At 70.3% G+C, this 19,803-nt stretch carries 24 protein-coding genes; all 24 read right to left on the reverse strand.

Annotation, left to right across the window (positions count from 1 at the left end):
• Positions 1-506 precede the first annotated feature (506 nt).
• Complete coding sequence (locus tag OG904_RS29775) at positions 507-1,274, reverse strand: hypothetical protein (protein WP_405496206.1); 768 nt, start codon at positions 1,272-1,274, stop codon at positions 507-509.
• Between the two features lie 106 nt (positions 1,275-1,380).
• Positions 1,381-2,430, reverse strand: a complete 1,050-nt coding sequence (locus OG904_RS29780; RefSeq protein WP_405496208.1) for a hypothetical protein — start codon at positions 2,428-2,430, stop codon at positions 1,381-1,383.
• 82 nt (positions 2,431-2,512) lie between these two features.
• Positions 2,513-3,091 (reverse strand): hypothetical protein, encoded by a 579-nt coding sequence (locus OG904_RS29785; protein ID WP_328297284.1) that lies wholly within the window; start codon positions 3,089-3,091, stop codon positions 2,513-2,515.
• A gap of 109 nt (positions 3,092-3,200) precedes the next feature.
• Positions 3,201-3,803 carry a hypothetical protein gene (locus OG904_RS29790; RefSeq protein ID WP_405496210.1) on the reverse strand — a complete coding sequence of 201 codons (603 nt, stop codon included), beginning with the start codon at positions 3,801-3,803 and terminating at the stop codon, positions 3,201-3,203.
• Positions 3,804-3,919: 116 nt separating this feature from the next.
• On the reverse strand, positions 3,920-5,710 hold the full coding sequence (locus OG904_RS29795) for a type IV secretory system conjugative DNA transfer family protein (protein WP_405496212.1): 1,791 nt from the start codon (positions 5,708-5,710) through the stop codon (positions 3,920-3,922).
• Between the two features lie 23 nt (positions 5,711-5,733).
• A complete protein-coding gene (locus OG904_RS29800; protein WP_405496214.1) occupies positions 5,734-6,288 on the reverse strand; it encodes a hypothetical protein in 555 nt (184 codons plus the stop codon).
• Between the two features lie 82 nt (positions 6,289-6,370).
• Entirely contained in the window at positions 6,371-7,207 is an 837-nt protein-coding gene (locus tag OG904_RS29805; RefSeq protein WP_405496216.1) for a DUF317 domain-containing protein, read from the reverse strand.
• Positions 7,204-7,551: a hypothetical protein gene (locus OG904_RS29810; protein WP_327251020.1), complete on the reverse strand. Its 348-nt coding sequence runs from the start codon at positions 7,549-7,551 to the stop codon at positions 7,204-7,206. Before OG904_RS29810 ends, OG904_RS29805 begins: the two co-directional genes overlap by 4 nt.
• 21 nt (positions 7,552-7,572) lie before the next feature.
• Positions 7,573-8,382 carry a DUF317 domain-containing protein gene (locus OG904_RS29815; RefSeq protein WP_328297279.1) on the reverse strand — a complete coding sequence of 270 codons (810 nt, stop codon included), beginning with the start codon at positions 8,380-8,382 and terminating at the stop codon, positions 7,573-7,575.
• Entirely contained in the window at positions 8,379-8,768 is a 390-nt protein-coding gene (locus OG904_RS29820; protein WP_328297278.1) for a hypothetical protein, read from the reverse strand. Before OG904_RS29820 ends, OG904_RS29815 begins: the two co-directional genes overlap by 4 nt.
• 670 nt (positions 8,769-9,438) lie before the next feature.
• Positions 9,439-10,191 (reverse strand): hypothetical protein, encoded by a 753-nt coding sequence (locus OG904_RS29825; protein ID WP_405496219.1) that lies wholly within the window; start codon positions 10,189-10,191, stop codon positions 9,439-9,441.
• Between the two features lie 27 nt (positions 10,192-10,218).
• Entirely contained in the window at positions 10,219-10,773 is a 555-nt protein-coding gene (locus OG904_RS29830) for a hypothetical protein (protein WP_405496221.1), read from the reverse strand.
• A 134-nt stretch (positions 10,774-10,907) separates the two neighbouring features.
• Complete coding sequence (locus OG904_RS29835) at positions 10,908-11,774, reverse strand: hypothetical protein (RefSeq protein ID WP_405496223.1); 867 nt, start codon at positions 11,772-11,774, stop codon at positions 10,908-10,910.
• Entirely contained in the window at positions 11,771-12,202 is a 432-nt protein-coding gene (locus OG904_RS29840) for a hypothetical protein (RefSeq protein ID WP_267039834.1), read from the reverse strand. Before OG904_RS29840 ends, OG904_RS29835 begins: the two co-directional genes overlap by 4 nt.
• 104 nt (positions 12,203-12,306) lie before the next feature.
• Positions 12,307-12,780: a hypothetical protein gene (locus OG904_RS29845; RefSeq protein ID WP_328303533.1), complete on the reverse strand. Its 474-nt coding sequence runs from the start codon at positions 12,778-12,780 to the stop codon at positions 12,307-12,309.
• 226 nt (positions 12,781-13,006) lie between these two features.
• A complete protein-coding gene (locus OG904_RS29850; RefSeq protein ID WP_405496225.1) occupies positions 13,007-14,806 on the reverse strand; it encodes a hypothetical protein in 1,800 nt (599 codons plus the stop codon).
• A complete protein-coding gene (locus tag OG904_RS29855; protein WP_405498355.1) occupies positions 14,803-15,945 on the reverse strand; it encodes an AAA family ATPase in 1,143 nt (380 codons plus the stop codon). Before OG904_RS29855 ends, OG904_RS29850 begins: the two co-directional genes overlap by 4 nt.
• Positions 15,946-16,139: 194 nt before the next feature.
• The gene (locus OG904_RS29860; protein ID WP_328303529.1) at positions 16,140-16,361 is read right to left on the reverse strand and encodes a hypothetical protein; all 222 of its coding nucleotides are present in this window, start codon (positions 16,359-16,361) and stop codon (positions 16,140-16,142) included.
• A 104-nt stretch (positions 16,362-16,465) separates the two neighbouring features.
• Positions 16,466-16,906 (reverse strand): hypothetical protein, encoded by a 441-nt coding sequence (locus OG904_RS29865; RefSeq protein ID WP_405496227.1) that lies wholly within the window; start codon positions 16,904-16,906, stop codon positions 16,466-16,468.
• Between the two features lie 69 nt (positions 16,907-16,975).
• A complete protein-coding gene (locus tag OG904_RS29870; RefSeq protein ID WP_405496229.1) occupies positions 16,976-17,185 on the reverse strand; it encodes a hypothetical protein in 210 nt (69 codons plus the stop codon).
• Between the two features lie 218 nt (positions 17,186-17,403).
• Positions 17,404-18,000, reverse strand: a complete 597-nt coding sequence (locus OG904_RS29875) for a hypothetical protein (RefSeq protein ID WP_405496231.1) — start codon at positions 17,998-18,000, stop codon at positions 17,404-17,406.
• A gap of 38 nt (positions 18,001-18,038) precedes the next feature.
• Positions 18,039-18,566, reverse strand: coding sequence for a hypothetical protein (locus tag OG904_RS29880; RefSeq protein ID WP_405496233.1), 528 nt, complete (start codon positions 18,564-18,566; stop codon positions 18,039-18,041).
• Positions 18,567-18,832: 266 nt separating this feature from the next.
• A complete protein-coding gene (locus OG904_RS29885; RefSeq protein WP_405496235.1) occupies positions 18,833-19,081 on the reverse strand; it encodes a hypothetical protein in 249 nt (82 codons plus the stop codon).
• A 33-nt stretch (positions 19,082-19,114) separates the two neighbouring features.
• Positions 19,115-19,795, reverse strand: a complete 681-nt coding sequence (locus tag OG904_RS29890; RefSeq protein ID WP_405496237.1) for a hypothetical protein — start codon at positions 19,793-19,795, stop codon at positions 19,115-19,117.
• Positions 19,796-19,803 lie beyond the last annotated feature (8 nt).

The following is a 19,803-nucleotide window of genomic DNA, read 5'->3' on the forward strand; positions in this document are numbered from 1 at the left end:
GGTGAAGGTGACGGCGGACCGGCAGATACCCACGGTGTGCTGGACCGTCGCAACAGCGGTGTCCAGGTGCTTTCGCAGAAGGGCTGTCTTCCAGGACGGCAGGGAGTCAAGGCCGTTCTGGTGGGCCTCCGCCGCCAGGGACGCCGCGCTGATGATGGACACGGTGGCCTCGGCGGCGGCTTTGGCGAGTCGACCGAGGTCGGCCAAGGCTTCCTGTCCGTCGGTGCTGCGGGTGTAGGGCTCCTCGGCCAGGCCCTGGAGGAGGCCCAGAGCTGTGACCGCGAGCCCCTGGGCCGTGCGGTGGGCGGCGGCCAGCTGCGGGATAGACGGGTCGCCAGTGAAGGCGCGGTGTACGCGGAGGCTCGCGTGCAGGACCGTGAACTCCTCGGAGAGGCTGTTGATTTGCTCGACTGTCCGTGTGGCTGTCGATCCGGGGGTGGTGGGGATGGAGGCTCCTGGTGGGTGATGCCGTACCCCTTGTGGGTGTACGGCGGGGAGTGCGGCGTTCAGCGGCCCTTTGCCGGCACGGCGGTCGTGGTGTGGGCGGGACGGGCCGTCGGGGCTGTGAGGGCCTGGATGCGAGGGCTGCGGCCGAGGGCGGCCGTCAGGGCCATCGCTCCGGTGAGGGTGAGGCGGACCCGGTCGCGCGGGGGGCCTGCGCCGAAGGCGGGCGGTGCGGACCCGGGCTCGACGGCGACGAGCCCGGCTTGTTCGAGAGCGCGCAGGGTGTCGATGTGCACGGAGTTGCCGCGGCTGTGGACGGCCTCGCGTCCCTGGTGCCGGGCGATGACGACGTGTCCTCGGGCCGTGGCGTGCAGGGCGGTCCGCTGGGAAGGGGCCAACGCGTCGGCCCCGGTGGCCGTCGCGGCTCGGCGGCGTTGGAACTCTGCGGCGAGGGTGCTCGCGGACTCCACGGCTGCGACTGGCGCCAGGAGCGTCAACTCGCGCGCCAGTTCGATCCGACGCGCAATGTCGCCGCTCCTGGTGGGCGTGTCCGATGGTGGAGGAGCGGCGGCGAGGAGTGCCTTGGCATCGGCGAGGTGCCGGACCGCCTGTCCGGTCAGAACGGCCAGCTGCTTGATCCGGACCGTTGCTTCGGTCAGGGCCACGCCCGCATACATGGGCTGTTCGACGATGGCCTGGACGGCCTCCCGGCACGCGCTCACCAGGCTGTTCGCCGAGGAGTGGCCCTGAGCGGCGGCGTAGGCCGGCTGGAGACGGGCGAGCTGGTCGTTGAACTGGGTGAACTGGTCGGCGAGAGCGAGCAGCCGCAAGACCGGCGAGGGCGGATCGGCAACGGCCGGCACCGGGGTCTGCGGCGCGGGTGGTACATCAGGGCTGGGTGGGCCCAGTGTGAGCGGCGTTGCGGGAGGCGGAGGGTCAGGTGAGGGTGGAGCCGATGGCGGCCCGGGACGGCCCCGAGTCTTCGGTGCGGGGGATGAGGGCAGGCCAGGCAGGGAGAACAGTGCGTCGTCGGTCATGAGGGTGGGGCCTTCTCAGGGCCCCCTCCCGGAAGCACTTGGGCCACCGGGAGGAGGCTGCGTCAGCGGACAGGGGCGGGGCCCGGGTGGTGGGGCGGGCGGGAACAGCCGGCTCCGGAGCCGGGCCGAGGCGGCGGAGAACCTGGAGCCCGTCCGAGGTGAGGTGGAGACGCTGACCCGCGTGCAGTCCGGTTCTGAAGTCCCTCGCCACCAGCCGCTTGTCCTCGAGGGCATCTACGGACCGGGCGGTGATGCGCTCCGGGGAACCGCTGTCCACGACGGGCCGCTTGCGGGGCCACCGGCTGTACTTGACGGTGCTCGTGTGGATGAGGTGCAGGGCCCGGTGCTGGATGGCGGTCAGCGTGACCGAGGCGGAATCGGAAGGGTGCTGCGGAATGTAGAAGGGGCTGCGCCCCGGCTCCGCGGGCTCGGCGGGGGCGGGAGGACGGCTCGCTTCGCGCAGGGCCGCGGTCTCGGTGAACGTGGCGGCGTTGTGGCAGGCGGCACGGGCAGGCCGGATCAGCTCGACGGCGCGGTCCAGGTGCTCGTCGAGGACGCTGCGGCGGACGGACGGCCGACTGGTCATCTGGCCGTTGGGCGGGTCCGGCAGGCCGTCGACACGGTGGTACTCGGCCGCCACCGCGACCGCGGCCATGACGTGAGCGGTGATGTCGGAGGAGATCTTGACGAGCTGTCCGAGGGACCCCACCGCGTGGTGACCGGAGACCGTGGTGTGCGCGTACGCCTGCTCGGCGGATGTCAGGAGCAGCGTGAGGGCTGCGGCGGACTGACCCTGGGCCGTGGCGTACCAGGAGGTGAGCTTGGGCAGGGAGCTGTACCCGGCGACGGGGCGTTCTCCAGAGAGGAGTTCACCAAGGGCGCCGAAGTCGGCGGACAGCGAGCGAAGCCGCGTGATCGTGCGCGATGCCTCGGATGAGGTGTTGTCCAAGAAGAAGGGTCCTAGGGGAGGTGAGTGCGCTGGAGCCCAAGCGGTGCGGGGCTGGGTGCAGATCGGGGATGCTGGGCGGGCGCTACCGGGTGCGCGGTGTGGGCTTGCCGGGTGCCTTTGCGGCGGTCGTGCCGACGGCGGCTCCACGGTCTCTTCCGGCACGAGCGGCATCTCGCAGGGCGAGCTTCTGATCAGCCACGTCCAGGCGCCAGGAGATGTCCTCGGCGAGGTTCGTGCTGTCGGTGGCGGCGCGATCGAGGAGGTTGGAGCCCGTTGCGATGTGCCATGCGACCAGGTACTCCGCCTCCGCCCGGGCGGTCTCGGGGCCCGTGGTGTGACTGGCATGGGACGCTTCAGCGAAGGCGTGGTGTGCTGCGCGGCAGGTGTGGCGGAGCTGAGCGGCACGGTCGAGGAAACCACCCTGGCCGTCGCGGTTGGGCAGGGACGCATGTTCGCCGAGTGCCGCAAGAACGGCGCCGGTTTCCTCCGCCAGGAGCTCGGCCGCGCCGGCGAAGGCAGCGGTCTTCGCCCGTGCCTCATCGCCCAGTTGGTAGGTCAGCCGACGCGCACCATCGCGCAGGGCAGAGAATCGGTGACTGAACTGATCCAGGTCGTAGAGGGGATCGTTGACGTCGTCACAGAGCTTGAGGTACTCGCTCACGGTGAGGTCCGAAAAGGCCTTGACCGGGACGGGGGCGGTGATGACTGCTCCTTCGGGAGAACGGGTTCGTGTGTACGCAGTGGCGGACGAGACGGACGGTTTGCGGGGCTCAGCGGCGTCGGACTGCTCCAACCGCGGTGACCGCGGGTACGGGGACGGCAGAAATAGGGGTGGCAGCGGAATGCGTGCCGGCCTGGGCAAAGCCGGGAGCCAGGCCAGCCAGACCGGTGGCCATCTGGGTGGCGAGGGCCTGACTGGCGGCGAGTTGGGCCGACAGGGCCTCCGGTAGCTGCCTCCAATGCGCGGCATGCCGGGCTCGCTCGATGAGTACGGCGGCGATCTCCATCTGCGCGGCTACCTGGGAGAGCACGGCCGCTTGGTCGTCGTCGTGCCCAGTTGCCTGGAGCAGCTCGTCCAACGCGGTGGGAAGCACGCTTTGTTCGACCGGGAGCCCGTACAGCTCGGCGTGCAGTGCGTTGGCGACGCCGAGTGCGGATCCGCCGCAGGACCGGAATTGGTAGCGCGACTCGGCACCGCGCACGAGTCCGAAGCTGACGGTCACGAGGTGGGGCGGGGGCGGTGAGGTCGTGGAGATCCGGCTCGCGAGAGCCTTCGCGATGTCGACGGCCGAGGGCGTATCGGCTAGGCGGGACTTCTGGTGGTCGGCGGTGTGAGAGTGCTCGACGTGGATCGGAACGGAGATGTTCCGCATAGGGCGAGGTCCTTCGGCGATGAGGATCAGCGGGTGGGTGCGCTGAAGGATGCGGATCTTGCCGCGAGGGCCGACTGGTGCTCGATGAGGCCAAGAGAGCTCTTTGGGGGCAGTGATTACGCGGCGGGGCCGTAGTCGCTTTGCTGGGGCGTGTGCTTGGCGATGGCTCGGGCGGTGATGGCCTTCGAAGCTCGGGCGGAGGCGGCGGACAGCTCGTCGGCGCCGGGCTCCAGGTACCAGGGACGCATGTCGAGCATCGCGGGGCGCATACCGGTGGCGAAGAGGAGTCCGGACCCCTTGGGGAGGGCTCGGATGGCATCGGCCGGCAGGATCCGTTCCTGCCGCATGGAGACGGAGGTGGACTTCCCGGAGTCGGAGGTCGAGGTGGAGGAGGTCTCGACGTCGTGGTCACCGATCATCCTGCTGAGCTTGTCGGCGAAGTCGGGGTCGTCGATGCCGCTGCCGATGACCTTGATGGTGGAGGCACTCCACATGGCGTCCATGCCGGCGTCACCCCAGACGCGCTGCCCCTGCCTGTAGGACTGCAGGATCGTGATCGGGATGATGCCGCGGCTGCCGAGGTGGGAGTACAGGTCGGGCAAGTCCGAGATTTTGCACACGTTTGCGGCCTCGTCGAGGACGCAGATCATGGGTGGGTCGAGGCGCCCGCCGGCGCGCTCGGCCTGGGCCGTCGCGGTGCGCATGACGGAGTCCGCGCAGGCCGCGATGAGGGCAGAGGCGCCGCCGCCGCCGTCCTTGCTCAGGAGGAACAAGGTGTCGGTGCTGGTCACGAAGTCGCGGGGCTTGAACTCGTCCGCGTCCTTCTGCGGGGTGACCCACTTCGCGATGTCCGCGTTGAGGAGGCACGCGGCGTACTGCCTGCTGGTTTCGAAGATGCCGTCCCGTGTCTCCGGCGGCCCTTCCACGGTTCCCTTGAGCTGGGAGGCGACGGCGGTGAAGCCGTGGTCGCGCAACAGGTCGAGCGGGGTGCGGTCGGCGGGGAACGCGAGCCAGCTCATGACGTCGGTGATGGGGCGCTCGTCGAGTGCGGCTGCGAGGAAGAGCTGCGAGAGGACGTTGCTGGCGGCCTTGGACCAGAAGTCGCCCTGCTGGCTGGCATCGACGGCGGCGGTCAGGAAGTGGCCGGCGAGGCGGCCGGCCCCTTCGAGGCTGTCGGCGTCGGCGAGCGGATTCCACCACATGGCCCGCTCCGCGTGGGCGATCTGCTGCGGGTCCATCGACCAGGTCCGGCCCACCGCGCCGCGGGCGTCGAGGCAACAGGTGTAGGCGTCGCCAGCGGCCTTGTTCGAGGTCAGGAGGACCGGGCCGGGGGCGGACAGGATCATGGGGATGGCGAGGGTGGTCGTCTTGCCCGACCGGGGTGCCATGATCGCGACGGCCACGTCTTCGAAGTTCATCCGGACCTCGGTACGGCTCCCGGCGATGTTGCCGAGGAGGATCCCGGTGTCCTTGGGTGCGAGGTTCTTGACCTCCTTCAGGCTGGGGCGCAGTGATCGGGCCTTGCCGTTGAGGGACTTGGCCAGCAGTGGTTCGATGTCGCGGGCCTTGGCCATCCCCACGACCTTCTTCTTCGTCCCCCCGCCGGCGCGCTTCTTCCACAGGCTGAGTGCGACGAGTGCGATCGTGGCCAGGAGGACCCCGGGGACGATGAGGCGGCCGATCACCAGGGCGGTGCTGCCGGTGGTGGGCCACAGCCGTTCCGGGTGGAGGAGAGCGTTGGCCGGGTCGTACGGGGCCCAAGCGCCTGCACTGGCCAGCCAGGTGGTGCTGTTGGCGCCCAGCCAGGCGAGGTTGGCCCAGGGGATGGCCACGGCCAGGGCGCCGAGCAGCACCTTGAAGGCCAGGTCGGTGAAGTCGTTGGAGGAGTCGGGTCGGTTGGGCGGCAAGCGGAGGTCCTAGGAGCGTTGGTTCAGGGACGGTTCGGAGGCGCGGCACGGCGGCTGGGAAGTGGCGGCAGCCCGGGAATGCGGGCCAGGGGAGTGGTGAGACCGCGCGCGAGAACGTCGAGCTGGAGGATCGTTTCTGCATTGCGGGACCAGAGAGACAGGTACGGCCAGGCGGCATGGTTGCGGCGTTGCAGGACCGCCTCGCACTCGGCCCGCGTATCGGTGTCGCGGGCGAGGATCTCCTCGCGGTCCACCAGCCACTGGGCCTGGAGTTCCTCCAGGCGGCGGGCTGCGTCGCGCAGGCCCGCGCAGACGTCGGCCCAGGAAGCAGGCAGGACATCCGCTGGCAGCCGCGTGGCCTGGATCTCGGCGACAGTGACCAGCTGCCCGGTGCTGTAGGAGATCTTCCGGAACGCCCGCCACGTGGCCGCGTGCGCTGCGGTACTCGCGATCGGTGGTTCTTCGGTTCCGTCGCGGGGGTTGTCCCGTGCTGGTTCGAGGTGGGCGCGACTGTCGCGTACGTACACGGCCAGTTGCTGGAGGCGTAGCCGGTGGAGATCGGTGGGGGACAAGGCCAAGGGGAGGGGTGTCCTTCGAACGGCAGGGGAGTGGGGTTCCCGGAGGGCGGGTACGGGGTGCCGAGCCACCCTCCGGGATCAGCTACCGGCTGCGGCCCGTCGCCGCGGCAGGTGCGGCCGGAGCGGGCGAGTGTGGACGGGCGGATGGCAGCTTGGCCGCTCGGGCGAGCGCTCGGGCTCCGGAGCGCGCCGCGTCCAGGCGTGCGCTGTGGGCTTCCACGATCTTGGGCCCGGCGGCGAAGACGGCGCCCTCAGTCGCTCGGTAGTGGGCGCCTTGGTCGTGTGAACCTCGGAGCAGGGCAGCCGGGTTGGCGAGCTCGTCGATCAGGCTGGCCATGACGTGCGTAGGGGTGGTTTGGTCGAGGGCGGCAGACCAGACCGTGTCGACCCCGCCGCCGTAGGTCTCCTCGACGGCCTGGATCCTCCACCAGAAGCGGTCGTCGCCCCGGCTGTCCGACCCGAACTGTTGGATCTTCAGTCCCTGGCCGGGTGCTGAGGCCTCGCGCCCGTGGCGACCGTCGCTGGCGTTCCATCCGGCGGCAGCCAGCGTCTCCCACAGGTCTGGTGGAGCGTGGGCGGGGGCTGGTCGGATGAGGGAGTCGGTCAGTCCCGCGATGATCTCGACCGGGGTGTTGCGGGTGAACCCGGCGTGCCAGTAGTCGGGCACGAACATCAGGGCGCTGCCCACCGACCACGCTTGGTGTGGTGAGAAGGGGTCGAGGACGAGACCCAGTGAGCGGTCGGGGCTCGTCAGGGAGACCTGCGGGAGACCGCGGTCACCATCGTGCTTCCAGCCCGCCGCGCGCAGGCTGTGCGTGATGTGCCGGGGGTCCCCCGCACCGGCCAGGTGGCGGGGGCTGACCTCGCAGTGGAACTTGCCCTTCTTGTCTTCGATGAAGGCTCGCAGGTCCTCGTTCACGGGATGCTCTGGCCCCGGAAGGGAGTCTTGCGTAGCCGGCTGACGTCGAAGTGAAGGATGGTCCAGTCCTGGATGTCGTTAGCCGCAAGGGTGAGCCACTGGACGGTGTGTTCGACCTGCGGGCTCCATGGGACGGGTGCCTGCTGGACCAGGTAGCGGGAGGTCGCGCGGAGGGCTTCGGAGAGGCGGACGAGGACTCCGTGGTCCTCGTCGAGGAGGACGGCAGCCAGGTCCAGGGCCTGTTCGGGGGCGGGGCCCGATCGCAGATGTGCGGTGAGCTTCAGGAGTGTGTTCGCGGCCTCCTGGAGCTGCTCGGGCGTGATGTCGGTGGTGCTGTCGGGCATGTGCGTCCTGTGGTGAGGTGGTTAACGGCGGCCGGCTGCGGCACCGCTCCGGGAGGTGTGGGCGCGGGGTGCGGCCTTGCGCGGCTGGCGGGCGGCCCACGCGTTCCTGGCCCAGGTCGCGGAGCGGGCGGCGGTGACGCGCGCCTGCTTCCAGGCGGCGAGATGGGAGGGCAGGACGGACACCGAGGTGGTGCGGATCCTGTCGGTGGCCGGTACGTGGCCTCGTGGCCGCATCACGGGCTGGGGGTCGGCGAGGGCGGTGGCGAACTCCTGGACCAGATGCATCGGGGTGGTCTGGGAGAACACCGCGTCCCAGGCCCGTCCGTGTTCGGTTCGGGCGCCGGCCCACCAGTGCGCCTTGCCCGGCCCGTTCTGGTGGAACTGGATCCAGGCGTCGCCGTCCGGGCTGGTCGCGGTGAAGTGCTTCCCGCGGGCGGTCGCCCAGTTCTGCTCCTCCAACGGCGCCCACACGTTCGGGGCGTGCGCCGGGCGGGGCTGCGTCAGCGCGTCGGTGAACCCCGCGATGATCTCGACGGGAACGTACGCGGTGAGGGTCACATGCCAGGCGTCCTGTTCCGGGGTGGCTCGACCGGAGACCGTCCAGCCCGGGGGCGTGGCGGCGACGTTGTACCCGATCCGGACGGACTGGTCCGGGCTGTCGAAGACGACCGGAGTACCGGCGCGGGGCGTCCTGTCGGCCCATCCGCTGGCACGGAGGTATTCGGTGACGTGCCGGATGTCGCCGCCGCCGGCCAGGTGGCGGGGCTCGATGAGGTAGTGCTGCTCAGGGAGCTCGGCCCCGGGTCCCCACCCCTTCCACTGCCGGCTCATCGGCCCCGCCCAGTCAGCAGGGCCGGCGGGGGCGGCGGCAAGGCGGTGGCGGTCTTGGCCGGAGCGGGTTCGCAGGCCGGCCATTGGGCGATCTCGGCTTCGGTGCCGAGGAGCTTCTCCGCTTGGCGGAACACTGCGTCGCGGGAGTTGGCGAGGTCTCGCCAGATGTCAGCGTCTTCGACGCCGGCGTCGTGGGATCGCTTGGCCATCCGGCTGACCGCTCCCAGGACATTGCTGACTTGGTAGAGCAGCCCGTCGTCAATCTCGAAGACGGGTGCCAGCAGTGCTGCGGCGTCCTCGGCGGGTAGTCCTCCGTCCAGTTGTGCAGCCAGGGCGGCGAGGGTGGCACGGACGTCGTTGAGGTCCTGCGCGGTGACGTTGAACAAGCGGCCTCCTTTCAGGCATCGGGGTGTACGGGGTGCTGCCCGGGACTGCATCGCGGGGCGCGGTGGCTGCTCCCGCCGCCTGCGCCGAAGGGGGACTTCGCCGGTCTCGGGGTGGGGCGGTGGTCGCTGCCGAAGGCGCAGTCCTTCAGGTAGCGGCGGATGAGGAGGAAGGCGAGCCGGGGTCTGCGCCGGACGGAGATCGGAGGAGGCAGGACGGGGCTGGGTGTTGAGGTGATCGGGTCTCCAGCGACGTCAGGAACGCCGGCGTGGGGCGGCGCCCGGCGCAGGGAGGCTTCGTGGCGGATGCGGCACTGGGCTATTCCGGGCGGTCATGGCCTCGGAGTAGGTCGCCTCGTCGAAGAGTTCGGGGGCGATGTCGACCCGGTAGCCGGCCTTCGTCCCGGCGGCCATGGCGCGGGTCGCGTGCTGCCGTTCCTCTTCAAGGCTGATGATGTCGGGGAGTCGGTGCCACACGTAGAGGGGCGGCAGGATGTTCCGCTCGAAGCCCTGGGCATCCAGCAGCTTCAGCAGGCGCTCGGGGGCTCCCGTGCGGGTGTCGGCGTAGACGGCCTTATCGGAGTAGTGCCGGTAGATCTCAAGGTCGGTGCCGAATTCGTCAGCGTGGTTCAGAAGGGCTGTCCTCTCTCAGGATGGGTCTGTGGGGTTGAGGTCAACGGCTCCGGACTGGGATGCCAGGGCCGAGGGCGGCTGGCCGTGCCGGGTTGGAGGTGAGCAGGGGACGGACAACGACACCGATGCCCAGACGGTCCAGGCGCTGCGAGGCGAGGTGGATGCGGGTGATCTGCTCGCGGTCGCCGTACGCGGCCGGTAGCACGAACATCTGGTCGTACGGATGGAACTGGAAGCCGGATCCGTACAGGACGTCGGCGGCGCCCTCCGCTCCTGATACCGCGCCCACGGCTCCGTCGGGATACCAAGCCATGCTGACCCGCCCGGTGAGGAGGGGCGGCACCGGACGGCGGGGGATGGGGTGCTCCGTGTTTCGCCTGACCTGCTGCAGGGCTGCCTCGTACCGGGGCATGAGTCGCCGGCTGACCTGTGAGGCCGCGCGGGCCGGGTCTGCGGGGACGGTAATGCCGTTGGGCTCCTCCACCTTGTGGAAGGCGTCCGGAGCGGCATCCGGTTCCAAGGCGCCGATCATGAACTGGCGGGGCCGCATGGGCCGGTCGAAGACCAGCAAGCGGGCTCCGTCGGCACGGCTGAGGACCGCCTGGTGGCCAAGGACGAAGTTGGAGGCCGCGTATCTGATGGCACCGATGTCCCACAGCGAGTTGGTCGTCGGGATCTGATCGGGATACGTGGCGTGGCGGGTGTACGTGCTGGTCCAGGTCGGGCCTGGCAGGCGGGCGGCGAGGGAGACGGCGAAGGCGGCGAGGGCATCGCGCCGGCGGGGCGAGGGCATGGGGAACCTTGTGCGTGGTGGGGGAGGTCAGCGTCCGCGTCGTACTGCGGGAGCCGGGGGAGGTGGTGGTGGACAGGAGCAGACGACGGAGGCTTCACGCTCGGTGCTCTCGACTCCGATGCAGGCCGGACGGAGCGGGTGCGCGGTGTGCCGGTCAGCGAGAGCGTTGCGATACGCGGAGATCTCGCTGGTGACCACCGCGATCTTCTCCGCGAGGCTGCGGATCCGTGCGGCGTGATGGGGGTCGGCGTCTGCGCCGAGGCCGGCGAAGAACTCGGCCGCTGCTTCGAGGACCTCGACCGTGGCTGGCAGGACACCGTCTGCGGGAGCCACAAGCTCGGTCAGAGCTGCCGTGGCGTCCTCGCTGTGCTCGGCGTCCCGGATTCTCTGAGCGAGGTTCGCGACCTGCCCGCCGAGCGTCAGGTCGTGGAACGCCACCTGGTGTGAGGCGAAATCGGGATCGTGCTGCACGGCGTACCCGGCGGCCTTCAGCAGTGCGACCGCTCGTTGGGAGAGGTGAAGCTGCTCTTCGTCGTCGAGGCCGTACGGCAGGCGGTGATAGCGGTCATGGGTGCGGGCCACGTTGATGAACTTCGCGCGCTGCAGTATTGCTTCGGCTTCCTCGTCCCCGCCGCGGGCGATGACTTCGGCGGAGTGCGGATCGCGGGATATGTGTACGACGCGGTCGGACAGGGCTATGGGTGGCTCCAGTTGGGTCAGCGTCCCCGCGGGCCGGGAATGCTCGACTGGGTGGGAGCGGGCGGTACGCGGGGAATGTGAGGTTGGGGCGGACGGGTCCAGGAAGGGCCGGCCAGGGTGGCGATGGTGGTGACCTCGGCGTTCAGTGCTCGCAGGTGGGTGACGACGGCCGCGATCCGGGTGCTGATGTCGTTGGTGTGCCCGAAGCGATAGGACAGGGCCTCGGAGGTGCGGGCGCTGACTCGGGTGGCTCTGGCCAGCAGCCCCCGGTCGGGATCGGCCAGCTCTGCGAGCAGCTGGTCGGTGTCCCCTCCGAGGTGGAGGGGTGGTTCGTGAGGTGCGCCGTCAGTCGCAGGTGAGTGGAGGTCGAAGTCGCGTTCGAGACGTCGTGCCTCGGCAAGGAGGGTCCGCGCGAGGGTGTGCGGCACGTCGGTCCACGATCCGTCGGCGCGGATGAGGTTGGCGACGATGTGCAGGGTTCCCGATTCTCCGAGGAAGGCCACCCAGCGGGATCCTGGGGTGTCTGCGGGAGCGGTGATTCCCGAGGCCTGGGCCAGCCGCTCGGCGATGTGCTCCCACGCAGCTGGATGCTGTGGGTGGTCAAGCGGGTGGAGCCGGACTTCCAGATGCAGGACGGCGTGCCGGTCACCCCCCGGGCTGGTGGTGAAGGGGTGCTCGTGGAAGGGTTCTTCGAGGTGCTCGACCCAGTCCTCGGCACTCCACATGCGGGCGTTCTCCTCCAGCACCGGCCGCTGGGTGAAGGCCGGCCCGTGGGCCACGACGGTGAAGTCGGTGAGCTCGTCGACGTGGAGTACCGGCCGGCCGAGGGCATCCTCGAAGACGTCCTCGACGTGAAAGAGCCGGGGCCGTACGCGGGGGATCACAGGCCCTGCTTGGCGTCGGCGACGTGGACGAGCTGGTCGAGTGCGGTCAGGCTGTACCACCCGCAGTCGATCTCGGTGTTCTCGTCTGCTGAGGAGAGGCGGGGCAGGAGGAGTTCCTCCAGGGCGCGCATGTGGATCAGGCAGTCCGGGCAGTGCCGGTCCAGGTGGATGAGGTAGCGCGGGTGGCCGGTGACGAAGGTGTGCTGGCCGCCGAGCGGGTTGCGCAGCCGCCAGCCGTCCTCGTCGGTGGGGGTGTGCCAGGACGGGGCTACGACGGTGACGGCGTCTCCGTAGAGGCTGTCCCCCGCCACGCCGTGGATGATGACGACTCGGTCGCCGGGGGCGAAGTGGCCGTGGGTGATGTCGCGGTTGGGAGTGAGCGCGTCCTGGGGCGTGGCGTAGGGCGGGCGGGGAACAGCTTCGGGCATGGACGGGTCCTTCCGCGAATGGGTGCCGGGGCGGCGGTGGGGATTACTTCAATGGTGCGGAGAATCCCGGATTATCGAATTCGCGGAATGTGCGATAGAAGCGGCTACAGGTGGGGGTTCTCGTTGCCGCGGTCGGTGTCGGAGGCGGCTTCGACGAGCTCGGGGAGGTCGCTCCCCTCGGCGTCGCGCTGGTCGATCCACCAGCCTGCCCGGCGGATGCCGCGGACGGCTTCCTCCAGCGTGGCCCACTCGGATTCGTCCCAGGACCCTTCGACCACCAGACCCTCGTACGCGGCGGTGACCAGCTGATGTCGGCTGCGCTCACCCCACGCCAGAGCCCGCTCGGGCCCTTCCAGCGGGGGCATCGAGAACTTGGCAGCCCACTCGTCGGCGGCTGCTTGCTCCTCGGCGCGCTTCCCGGCGAGCCAGGCTTCCCGGCTTTCGGTGTCGCCGTCGCGAGTGGCCTTCCAGCAGGCTGTGCAGTCCTTCGTGCCGAGCCATCGGGCGAGACCGGCGCGTTTGTCGGCAGGGCGGTTTGAGAGATCGTGCTCGACCTGGTGGCCGCAGGGGTGATCGATATTCCAACGGGTCGCAACCCCCGGGGAATTCCGTTTGATGGGCGTTACGTTCGAGGTCGGGCTGCTGGTCTGGGGCTTCAAATCGAGTGCCCTTCGTTGGCGGTTGAGGTGGTGGCATGTGTCGCTGCGGAGGGTCGTGCATCAGGTGCACGATTCATGCGGCGGACGGAGGTGGTCTCGAATGCCTGGCGGTGGTCGTGGGGACGCTCACGCCTTCTGCGTCGTCTCAGCGTGTCCTGCGGATGGCGTCTGTGGCCGCCGCAGCGATGGCGGCGGGAGCGCTGGAGGGCTTGGGCAGGTGCAGCAAGGTGGTCCCCGGCAGGTGCTGGGAATTCGCGGTGAGGGTGAGCTGGAGCACGGCGCAGCCGGCGGTCGTGAGCTGTCTGATGCGGGTGACGGCTTGAGTGGTTTCGTCGCTGCCGTACTGGGCGTCCGTGACGATGACGAGGAGGCGGCCAGCGCCGGGGCGGCTGAGTTCGAGGCCGTGGTCGAGTGCGTCGATGGCGTCGCCGAGGTTGTGGGCGCCGCCGTTGGCATTGAACGTCGTCACGCGCTCCGGTGCCCGGTGGGTGGGCCGGGTCAACGCGGTCAGGTGCCTGTCGTAGGCGATGGTGGCGGTAAGGGAGTCGGGGTCGGTCAAGGCTGCTGCGCGTGCCACGATCCAGGCGGCGGACGCGACGGGCGCGCAGGCGGCCCGCATGGAGCCGGAGACGTCCACCGCGATCCCCACCCGCAGTGGCGGGGTGGGGGAGTTCCGGCGGCGGGTGTGGGTGAACGGTTCCGCGGTGGGGACCGACCCGGCCGCGCGCTGAGCGTCGCGGGCGAGGGCCGCGCGCATGTTGAGGCGGCCGGGCGGGGTGGGGCTGGTGGTCCGCTCCTCGGTCCGCTCGCGGTAGGCGGCGGCACGCAGGGCACGGCTCAGGCGCGAGGCGGCACTCTGCTCGGCGGCGGTGGGCCTGCGCGTGCCGGTGACCGGGTTGCTGTAGGGCGCCGGTGTGCCGTCGGGGTTGACGGTGGTGCCGCGGGCGTTGAAGACCGACTTGGCGGTGGCGGCTGCTTGGCGCCGCTGGCCGGCCCGCTGGGCGCGGTCCTGGGCCTGCGCCTGGGACTTCGCGGCCATGGCGTTGTTCGCTGCTGCCTGTTCCGCGAGGTCGGCGGCGTCGGTGGCGGCCGTGCTGTCCATGACGACCCCCACGGCACCGGACAGCAGATCGGTGAGGTTCTCCGGCACGGGCAGGGCGGGGGCCGCGGTGTCCAGAGCGTCACACCATTCCTGGGCGTGCGCGAGCATGGTCGTGGCGTCGTGGTCAGCGCACTGGTGGGCTGCGGTCCAGATGCGGGTGAGGGTGGCCAGCAGGTCTGCGCCCAGCACCTTCTCGCACAGGTCGGCGACGGCCCGGGTCTCGCCGGCGTCGAGGATGCCGACGTCGCGGCGGCCGAGGATCAGGGCCGCCACGGATGCGGCGTGCTCGATGCCCTGGAGGGTGGGGTGGGCGATGTCGGGCATGACCAGGGTTCGGGCACTGCTGCGCAGGTAGGTGCGGTCCGTGGGCCGCCTGGTCAGGTGTGCGCCTTCGGCGCGGCTCTCCTCCAGCAGGAACGCGGCCTCCACGACACGGGGGTCCGCTCCGGCAGGTGGTGTCCAGACGGAGTGGGCCGCGTGCGCGGCCTCGTGGACGAACACTCCCCAGGCGGCGGGATACCGCTCCTCGTCGCCCACGATCCGCGGATGGATCTCGTGGGGCCGGAGCGGGGCGAACAGGCCGGCATCGAACTCGACCTCGCCCAGAGTGGGGAAGAATGCAGCCGGTGCGCCGCTGCGCGTGCCGGGGCGGCAGGTGACGAGGAGATCTTGGCGGCCGGAGAGGGCGACCAGCCGGTCCCCGAGTTCGGCTCCCACGCGCAGCCACGCGTCCGGGGAGGTGCGGGGTTGCGCGGGCGGGGCGCCGTCGTCGTCCCATCGCGCGATCTCGGCGTCGTGGTCCGGCGTGGTGGCGGTGGACTGGACGTGTTGGTGGGCGCTCATCGCGAACGGCCCCCGTGTGCGGAGGCGGTGCTGCCCGGTGGCTGCCGGAGGGCCGAGGCGGGGAGCTGCTTGCCGAGGGTGAGGGGCGCGATCTTCTTGACGCCGACAGCCTTGATGACGGCGTCGGCGACGGCGTCGCGATCCTCCAGTGGAGCGATTCCGACCAGGTTCGCGAGAGCGGCGTTGGTGCCGAGGACGGCCTCGGTCTTCTGGTAGCTGAGCAGCTCACGCAGTTGAGGGGCCCAGCCCAGCTCGCCGAGTTCGACTTGGCGGGCGAGGTGTCGGGCGACCCGGACCATCCGGGCGTCGATCTTCAGCGCCCGGGCGAGGTCGTAGTCCGTGCCGATCTGGATCTGCACGCTGAACCGGGACGACAGCGCCTCCGTCAACACCGAGCCGTGAACGCCGGGGTTGTGGCCCGCGACCACGTAGAAGCCGGGCTCGGCCGTGATGGTCTCGCCCTTGTGGGCCTTGACCTGGATCTGTCGGCGGCCGTCCATCGCGGGATACAGCGCCGCCAGGACCTTCGGGGAGATCAGGGTGGCATCGTCGATCAGTAGGGCGCGGCCCTCGGTCATCGCGGTGACCAGCGGACCGTACTGGAAGACGTAGCCCCCCGCGTCGGCTTGCGTGTACTCGCCGATCAGGTCTCCGACCGTGGTGTCGCCGTCGCCGGCGACGGTGAGCAGGTCCGGGAAGGCCGCCTCGACCAGACTCGTCTTGCCGGTGCCCGGAGGGCCGTAGAGCAGCACCGGCACGTCGGCGTCGCGCAGGCGATTCAGCGCCTCGACGTCGGGCAGATCGGCCAGTTCCCGGGGGTGGTAGAGCTGGCCCCCCGCGCGGCGGATCGGCCCGGTCTGCCTGGGCGTGGCCGCCGCGGGAGTGGTCGTGCGTGCCGTGGCCGCCTGGGCGCGGGGAGAGTGGGTGCCCGGTGGGCTGATCACAGCGGCCTGCGCGGCTGCGACGGTCTTCGCGTTCGCGCGGAACTCCGGTTGCCCGGTACCGCTTTGGTCGGCCTCACCGCGTCGTACCAGGGTGAGGGCGGCGTTGCGGACGGCGCCGTGGGAATGGCCCAGCTGCCGGGCCATGTCCCCGATGGTGAGCCTATCCGCAGGCCGGTCGGCCAGCAGTCGGGCCACCTTGGCCCGTAGTTCGCCGCCCTTGGTGCGCGCTGGACTCGTAGGCGTTCCGGGCGTGGTCAAAGCTGCCTCCTTTCAACAGGGGGGCGTGCGAGCGGGGTTGGTGATGTGCTGGAGAGGTCGGCCGCTCTGGGAGCGGATCACGGACTGTGTCGACCTCGGCGCCCGGGCCAACCGGGGCGTACCTGCGGAGCTCACCGGTCGACCGGGGGCTCGGTCCAGGTGCAGGGGATGGTCGGCGACGAGCAGCTCGCCGGCTGCCCAGCGGGCCCGTGCGCCCGCTCCGTACCGGACTCCGTTGCTCGGCAGGCGCAGCCGGGCGCCTCCTCGAAGCCGTCCTGGAGCAGGATCCGCCGGGCGGCGGCGTTGTAGCCAGTGGTGGTGATCTCGCCGGTGATGGTGTGCCGGATCGTCATGAACGGCTCTGCTGGGGTCTCGGGCAAGGCGGATCTCCTATCGGTGATGGCAGGAAAGCGGTGGGGTGTTGGGCGAGGGCGAGGCGGGCCCGGAGCTTCCAGGGCTATCGACTTCGTGCTGTGCCGGTGACGGTGCCTGTCGGTGCGGCGACGGGTGCCGGCCTGGGAGTCGGGGCCACGGTGCTGGTGAGGGATGCTGCGCGCTGAGGCGACCGGGCCGTGGCTGCGCCGGCGATGCGGGCCTGGCGCTCGGCGAGACCGTGGCGCAGGGTGGGCCGCGGCGGGTCGGCGCTGAGCTCCGGATCGAGGGTGAAGTCCGCCTGGACAACGAGGCCCAGGCTGCGGATCGCGGTCACGGCCTGACGCGCCCGGCGCTGGCCGTCCTGACCAGGCTCGGTGAGGCGGTGCAGGTTGGTGCCGGGGACGGGTTCAAACTGGACACGTTCGAGGGCCCAGTCGCGTAGATGGTCGGTCAGACGTGGGGTGGACGCGGCGACGAAGCCGTACTCGGGATGCCAGCCGAGGTGCAGGTGCGGAGATTCCAAGGGCTCAAGGGGCCTTTCATCGTGGGGAGCCGACGCCTGCTCGCGGACCGATGGCGCCGCGTGGGTCGGCTAGAAGGTGGTGCGGGCCTCGCGTGCGGCACCGAGCAGGTCGACGCCCAGCTGGTAGAGCAGCCGGTCTGCGACATCGAAGAGATCGCTGGTGTGCGCGTAGCGCCGGGCGAGGGCCGGCTCTTCGTGTTCCCGGCACCACGTAGCGGCGCCTCGAAGAAGGTCGCGCAGGCCGAGCAGCGCGCCGTCCGCTCCGGTGGTGCCTTCCACAAGGAGGTGGAGTGCCTCCGCGGAGGGGGCCTGTGCGACCTGCTCAGCCCAGGCCCGGACCGCGCGGCCCGGATCTGGGAGCTCCAGGCCGTCGAGGTACGGTCCGGCTTCCAGGCGGGCCTGTCGGCGAAGGTCTGCAGGCCCCGACGGCGGATTAGCCTCCGGTTGTGCTTCGTCCCTGGCGGTGGCTTGGGAGGAGCTGCTGCCGCTATCGCGTGTCACCGTCGTACGGATTTGACGGGAGCGGTGCTGACGGGAGCCGGCTTGCGAACGGTGGTCGCCGGCGGCGTGCGCCGCCCTGGGAGCCAGGCACGGACGTCATCGGGGAAGACGGTCATAGGGTCCTGATCCCAGGCCACGACCGATCCCGTGACGGTTTCCGAGAGCGGGAGGACCTCGATCCCGTGCGGGTGCAGGACGTAGGCCCACTGCAGCCACCCCTGTCCGGCCGCGGCCTCGTTGCACGTCATCCGCTCTGCGGGGCTGCCGTCGAGGGTGAACATGTTGTCGATGGTCGAGCTCGGCCCGGGCCCGCCGTGCGGGCCCACGACGTGCTGGCGGACTTCGTCGGGTGCGCCGTCGAGGAGGTCCTCCCCGAGCGAGTTCCACCCGACGGCGGGCGAGTCGATGAGGTGAGCGGCGAGGGCATCGGTGTCACCGGCGAAACGGTGCTGATGAGCCGCGAGCAGGAGGGGGAGGTGGTTGCTGGGATATCCATCCCAGTGAACGTAGATCCCGGTAAAGCCGGTCTCCGTGGGGCGGGCGATGGTGGATCGGGTTGCCAGGGTGACTCCAGGTGAAGGTGGCTCGCTCATGGCGCGGCATGGATCGAGAGGGGAAGGGCGCCGTCTGGTCAGCGGGTCGGACCGGCGGTCCTACCGGGCGGCAGGACCGGTGCGGGCGGCGGGACGGGCTTGGTGGGAGGCCGGAAGGCGTACTCCCAGGGATGTGCCGAGGTGAGCGTGATCGCGTAGCCGTAGGCGCGCAGGAGAGTCGCGGCGGAGCCGACGAGGTTCTCGCATTCGCCGGCGGGGATCCGTGGGCGGCACAGGCCGGACTCCGGATCCAGCAGCCAGGGTGATCCGTGCTGAAGCAGGAGGCGCGCCGCGTGCTGCGACAGCACGTTGATCAGGGGGGTGCCGTCGAGGTCCCGGCCGAACACGACGCTGTTCACTTCCCCGAACCGCGTCTCCCGCGACACTCGCGCAGCGGCAACCCGGTAGTGCCACAGGAACCTGCGGTGGCGCATGACGGCGGCGGCCCGTACCGAGTCCCTCGGTACGCAAATCGCGGCCGGGCCTTCGGTCACGCCGTACGAGTTGATGCCGGCGGGGAGCAGTCCGCCCACGAGAACCTGCCGCGGCCGCCCGGGCCTTTCCATCAGGTAAAGCTGAAAGCCGTGGGGATGGGTCAGTACGGCCCGCTCGCCATCCTCAGCGCGGCGCAGGGCCCTCCACAGGACGCCTTCCGCCCTGTCCCAGGAGCGCTTCTCGGCGGGATCCCAGCCCCTTGGCCCTGTGGCATAGGTGCTTCGACGGGACGCTGCGCTCCATCCGGCACCCAGAAGGGAGGCCACCTGCTGGGAGAACTGAGACAGGGGACCGTACGTGGTCGAGGCGTCCAGAGGTCGCTCCTTGCCCGGATTCGTCATCCGCCGGCCACTGGATGGTGGAAGTGCGCTACCGGATAGCCGAGGGCGGCCACGGCATGTACGGCTTCATGGACAAGGAGGACCTGCTGCTCGGCGGGCAGTACCCCCGGTGCCACGTAGCCGTTGTAGCGCCGCGAGTAGACGAACCCGCGGCCCCACAGCAGCCGTTGGAGCGACGTCTTGGAGCCTCGGTCCAGCGGGCCTGGTGTGTGCAGGCCGATGCGGATGCTGGCGGGGTGGTGCACGGAAGGGGGGCCTCTCTATCTGGTTGTCCTGGGTCAGCGCCGGATACGAGGAGGACGCCCAGGAGTGGGGAGTTGCGCGACTGCGGTTGTCCGCTTGAGGCCGCCGACAGGCGGAGTCGAGGTGATCAGGGTCTTGGCGGAGCGGATGGCCTCGCCGGCCCGACGTAGGTCTTGGCGAGCGTCGGCATGGGCGAGCACCAGATGCCATTCCTCGTGGTGCCGGGAATTACCGGAAGGTTCAACCTCGCTCCTGAGAGCCTCGGTCAGGCTGCGCACAGCAGCGGCACTCAGGGCGGCGGCGGAAGCAAGGTGAGCGAGCGCGGTGATACCTCGGACCGTCGGGAGCTGGTTGGGCCTCGTTGCCTCGTCGAGCACTGCGTTGGTGGCGTGCGCGAGTTCTTGCGCCCGGCGCACCTGCTGATACAGCAAGGGCTGCAGGGAAGCGCTGGGTACCTGGCCGGACGCGTCCAGCAGGACGATGCTCTGCGTGGCCTGCTCGAACCCGTATGCGAGATCGTCGAGGCCACGGGGCCAGGTGTGGTCGGTTGCCTGCCCCCAGGTGAAGTCGTACTCCTCTTGGGGGGTGAGGATTCCGTTCTCGATCTGGGCTTCGCGATCAGCGAGTTCGCTTTGGACGAGTGCGTCATCACGGGCGGCTGCGCGGTAGTCCGCCCAGTCGGCGTCACTTAGTCCGGAGGGTCGGTCCATGGTCATCCGATCGG

This window comes from Streptomyces sp. NBC_00096 (genome assembly GCF_045041305.1).
GTDB lineage: Bacteria > Actinomycetota > Actinomycetes > Streptomycetales > Streptomycetaceae > Streptomyces.

Excerpts from the sequence above, each read along its gene's own strand:
- OG904_RS29790 (WP_405496210.1), bottom strand. The coding sequence starts at position 3,803 with ATGCGGAACATCTCCGTTCCGATCCACGTCGAGCACTCTCACACCGCC.
- OG904_RS29810 (WP_327251020.1), bottom strand. The coding sequence starts at position 7,551 with ATGCCCGACAGCACCACCGACATCACGCCCGAGCAGCTCCAGGAGGCC.
- OG904_RS29815 (WP_328297279.1), bottom strand. The coding sequence starts at position 8,382 with ATGAGCCGGCAGTGGAAGGGGTGGGGACCCGGGGCCGAGCTCCCTGAG.
- OG904_RS29825 (WP_405496219.1), bottom strand. The coding sequence starts at position 10,191 with ATGCCCTCGCCCCGCCGGCGCGATGCCCTCGCCGCCTTCGCCGTCTCC.
- OG904_RS29840 (WP_267039834.1), bottom strand. The coding sequence starts at position 12,202 with ATGCCCGAAGCTGTTCCCCGCCCGCCCTACGCCACGCCCCAGGACGCG.
- OG904_RS29850 (WP_405496225.1), bottom strand. The coding sequence starts at position 14,806 with ATGAGCGCCCACCAACACGTCCAGTCCACCGCCACCACGCCGGACCAC.
- OG904_RS29860 (WP_328303529.1), bottom strand. The coding sequence starts at position 16,361 with ATGACGATCCGGCACACCATCACCGGCGAGATCACCACCACTGGCTAC.
- OG904_RS29875 (WP_405496231.1), bottom strand. The coding sequence starts at position 18,000 with ATGAGCGAGCCACCTTCACCTGGAGTCACCCTGGCAACCCGATCCACC.
- OG904_RS29880 (WP_405496233.1), bottom strand. The coding sequence starts at position 18,566 with ATGGAAAGGCCCGGGCGGCCGCGGCAGGTTCTCGTGGGCGGACTGCTC.
- OG904_RS29890 (WP_405496237.1), bottom strand. The coding sequence starts at position 19,795 with ATGACCATGGACCGACCCTCCGGACTAAGTGACGCCGACTGGGCGGAC.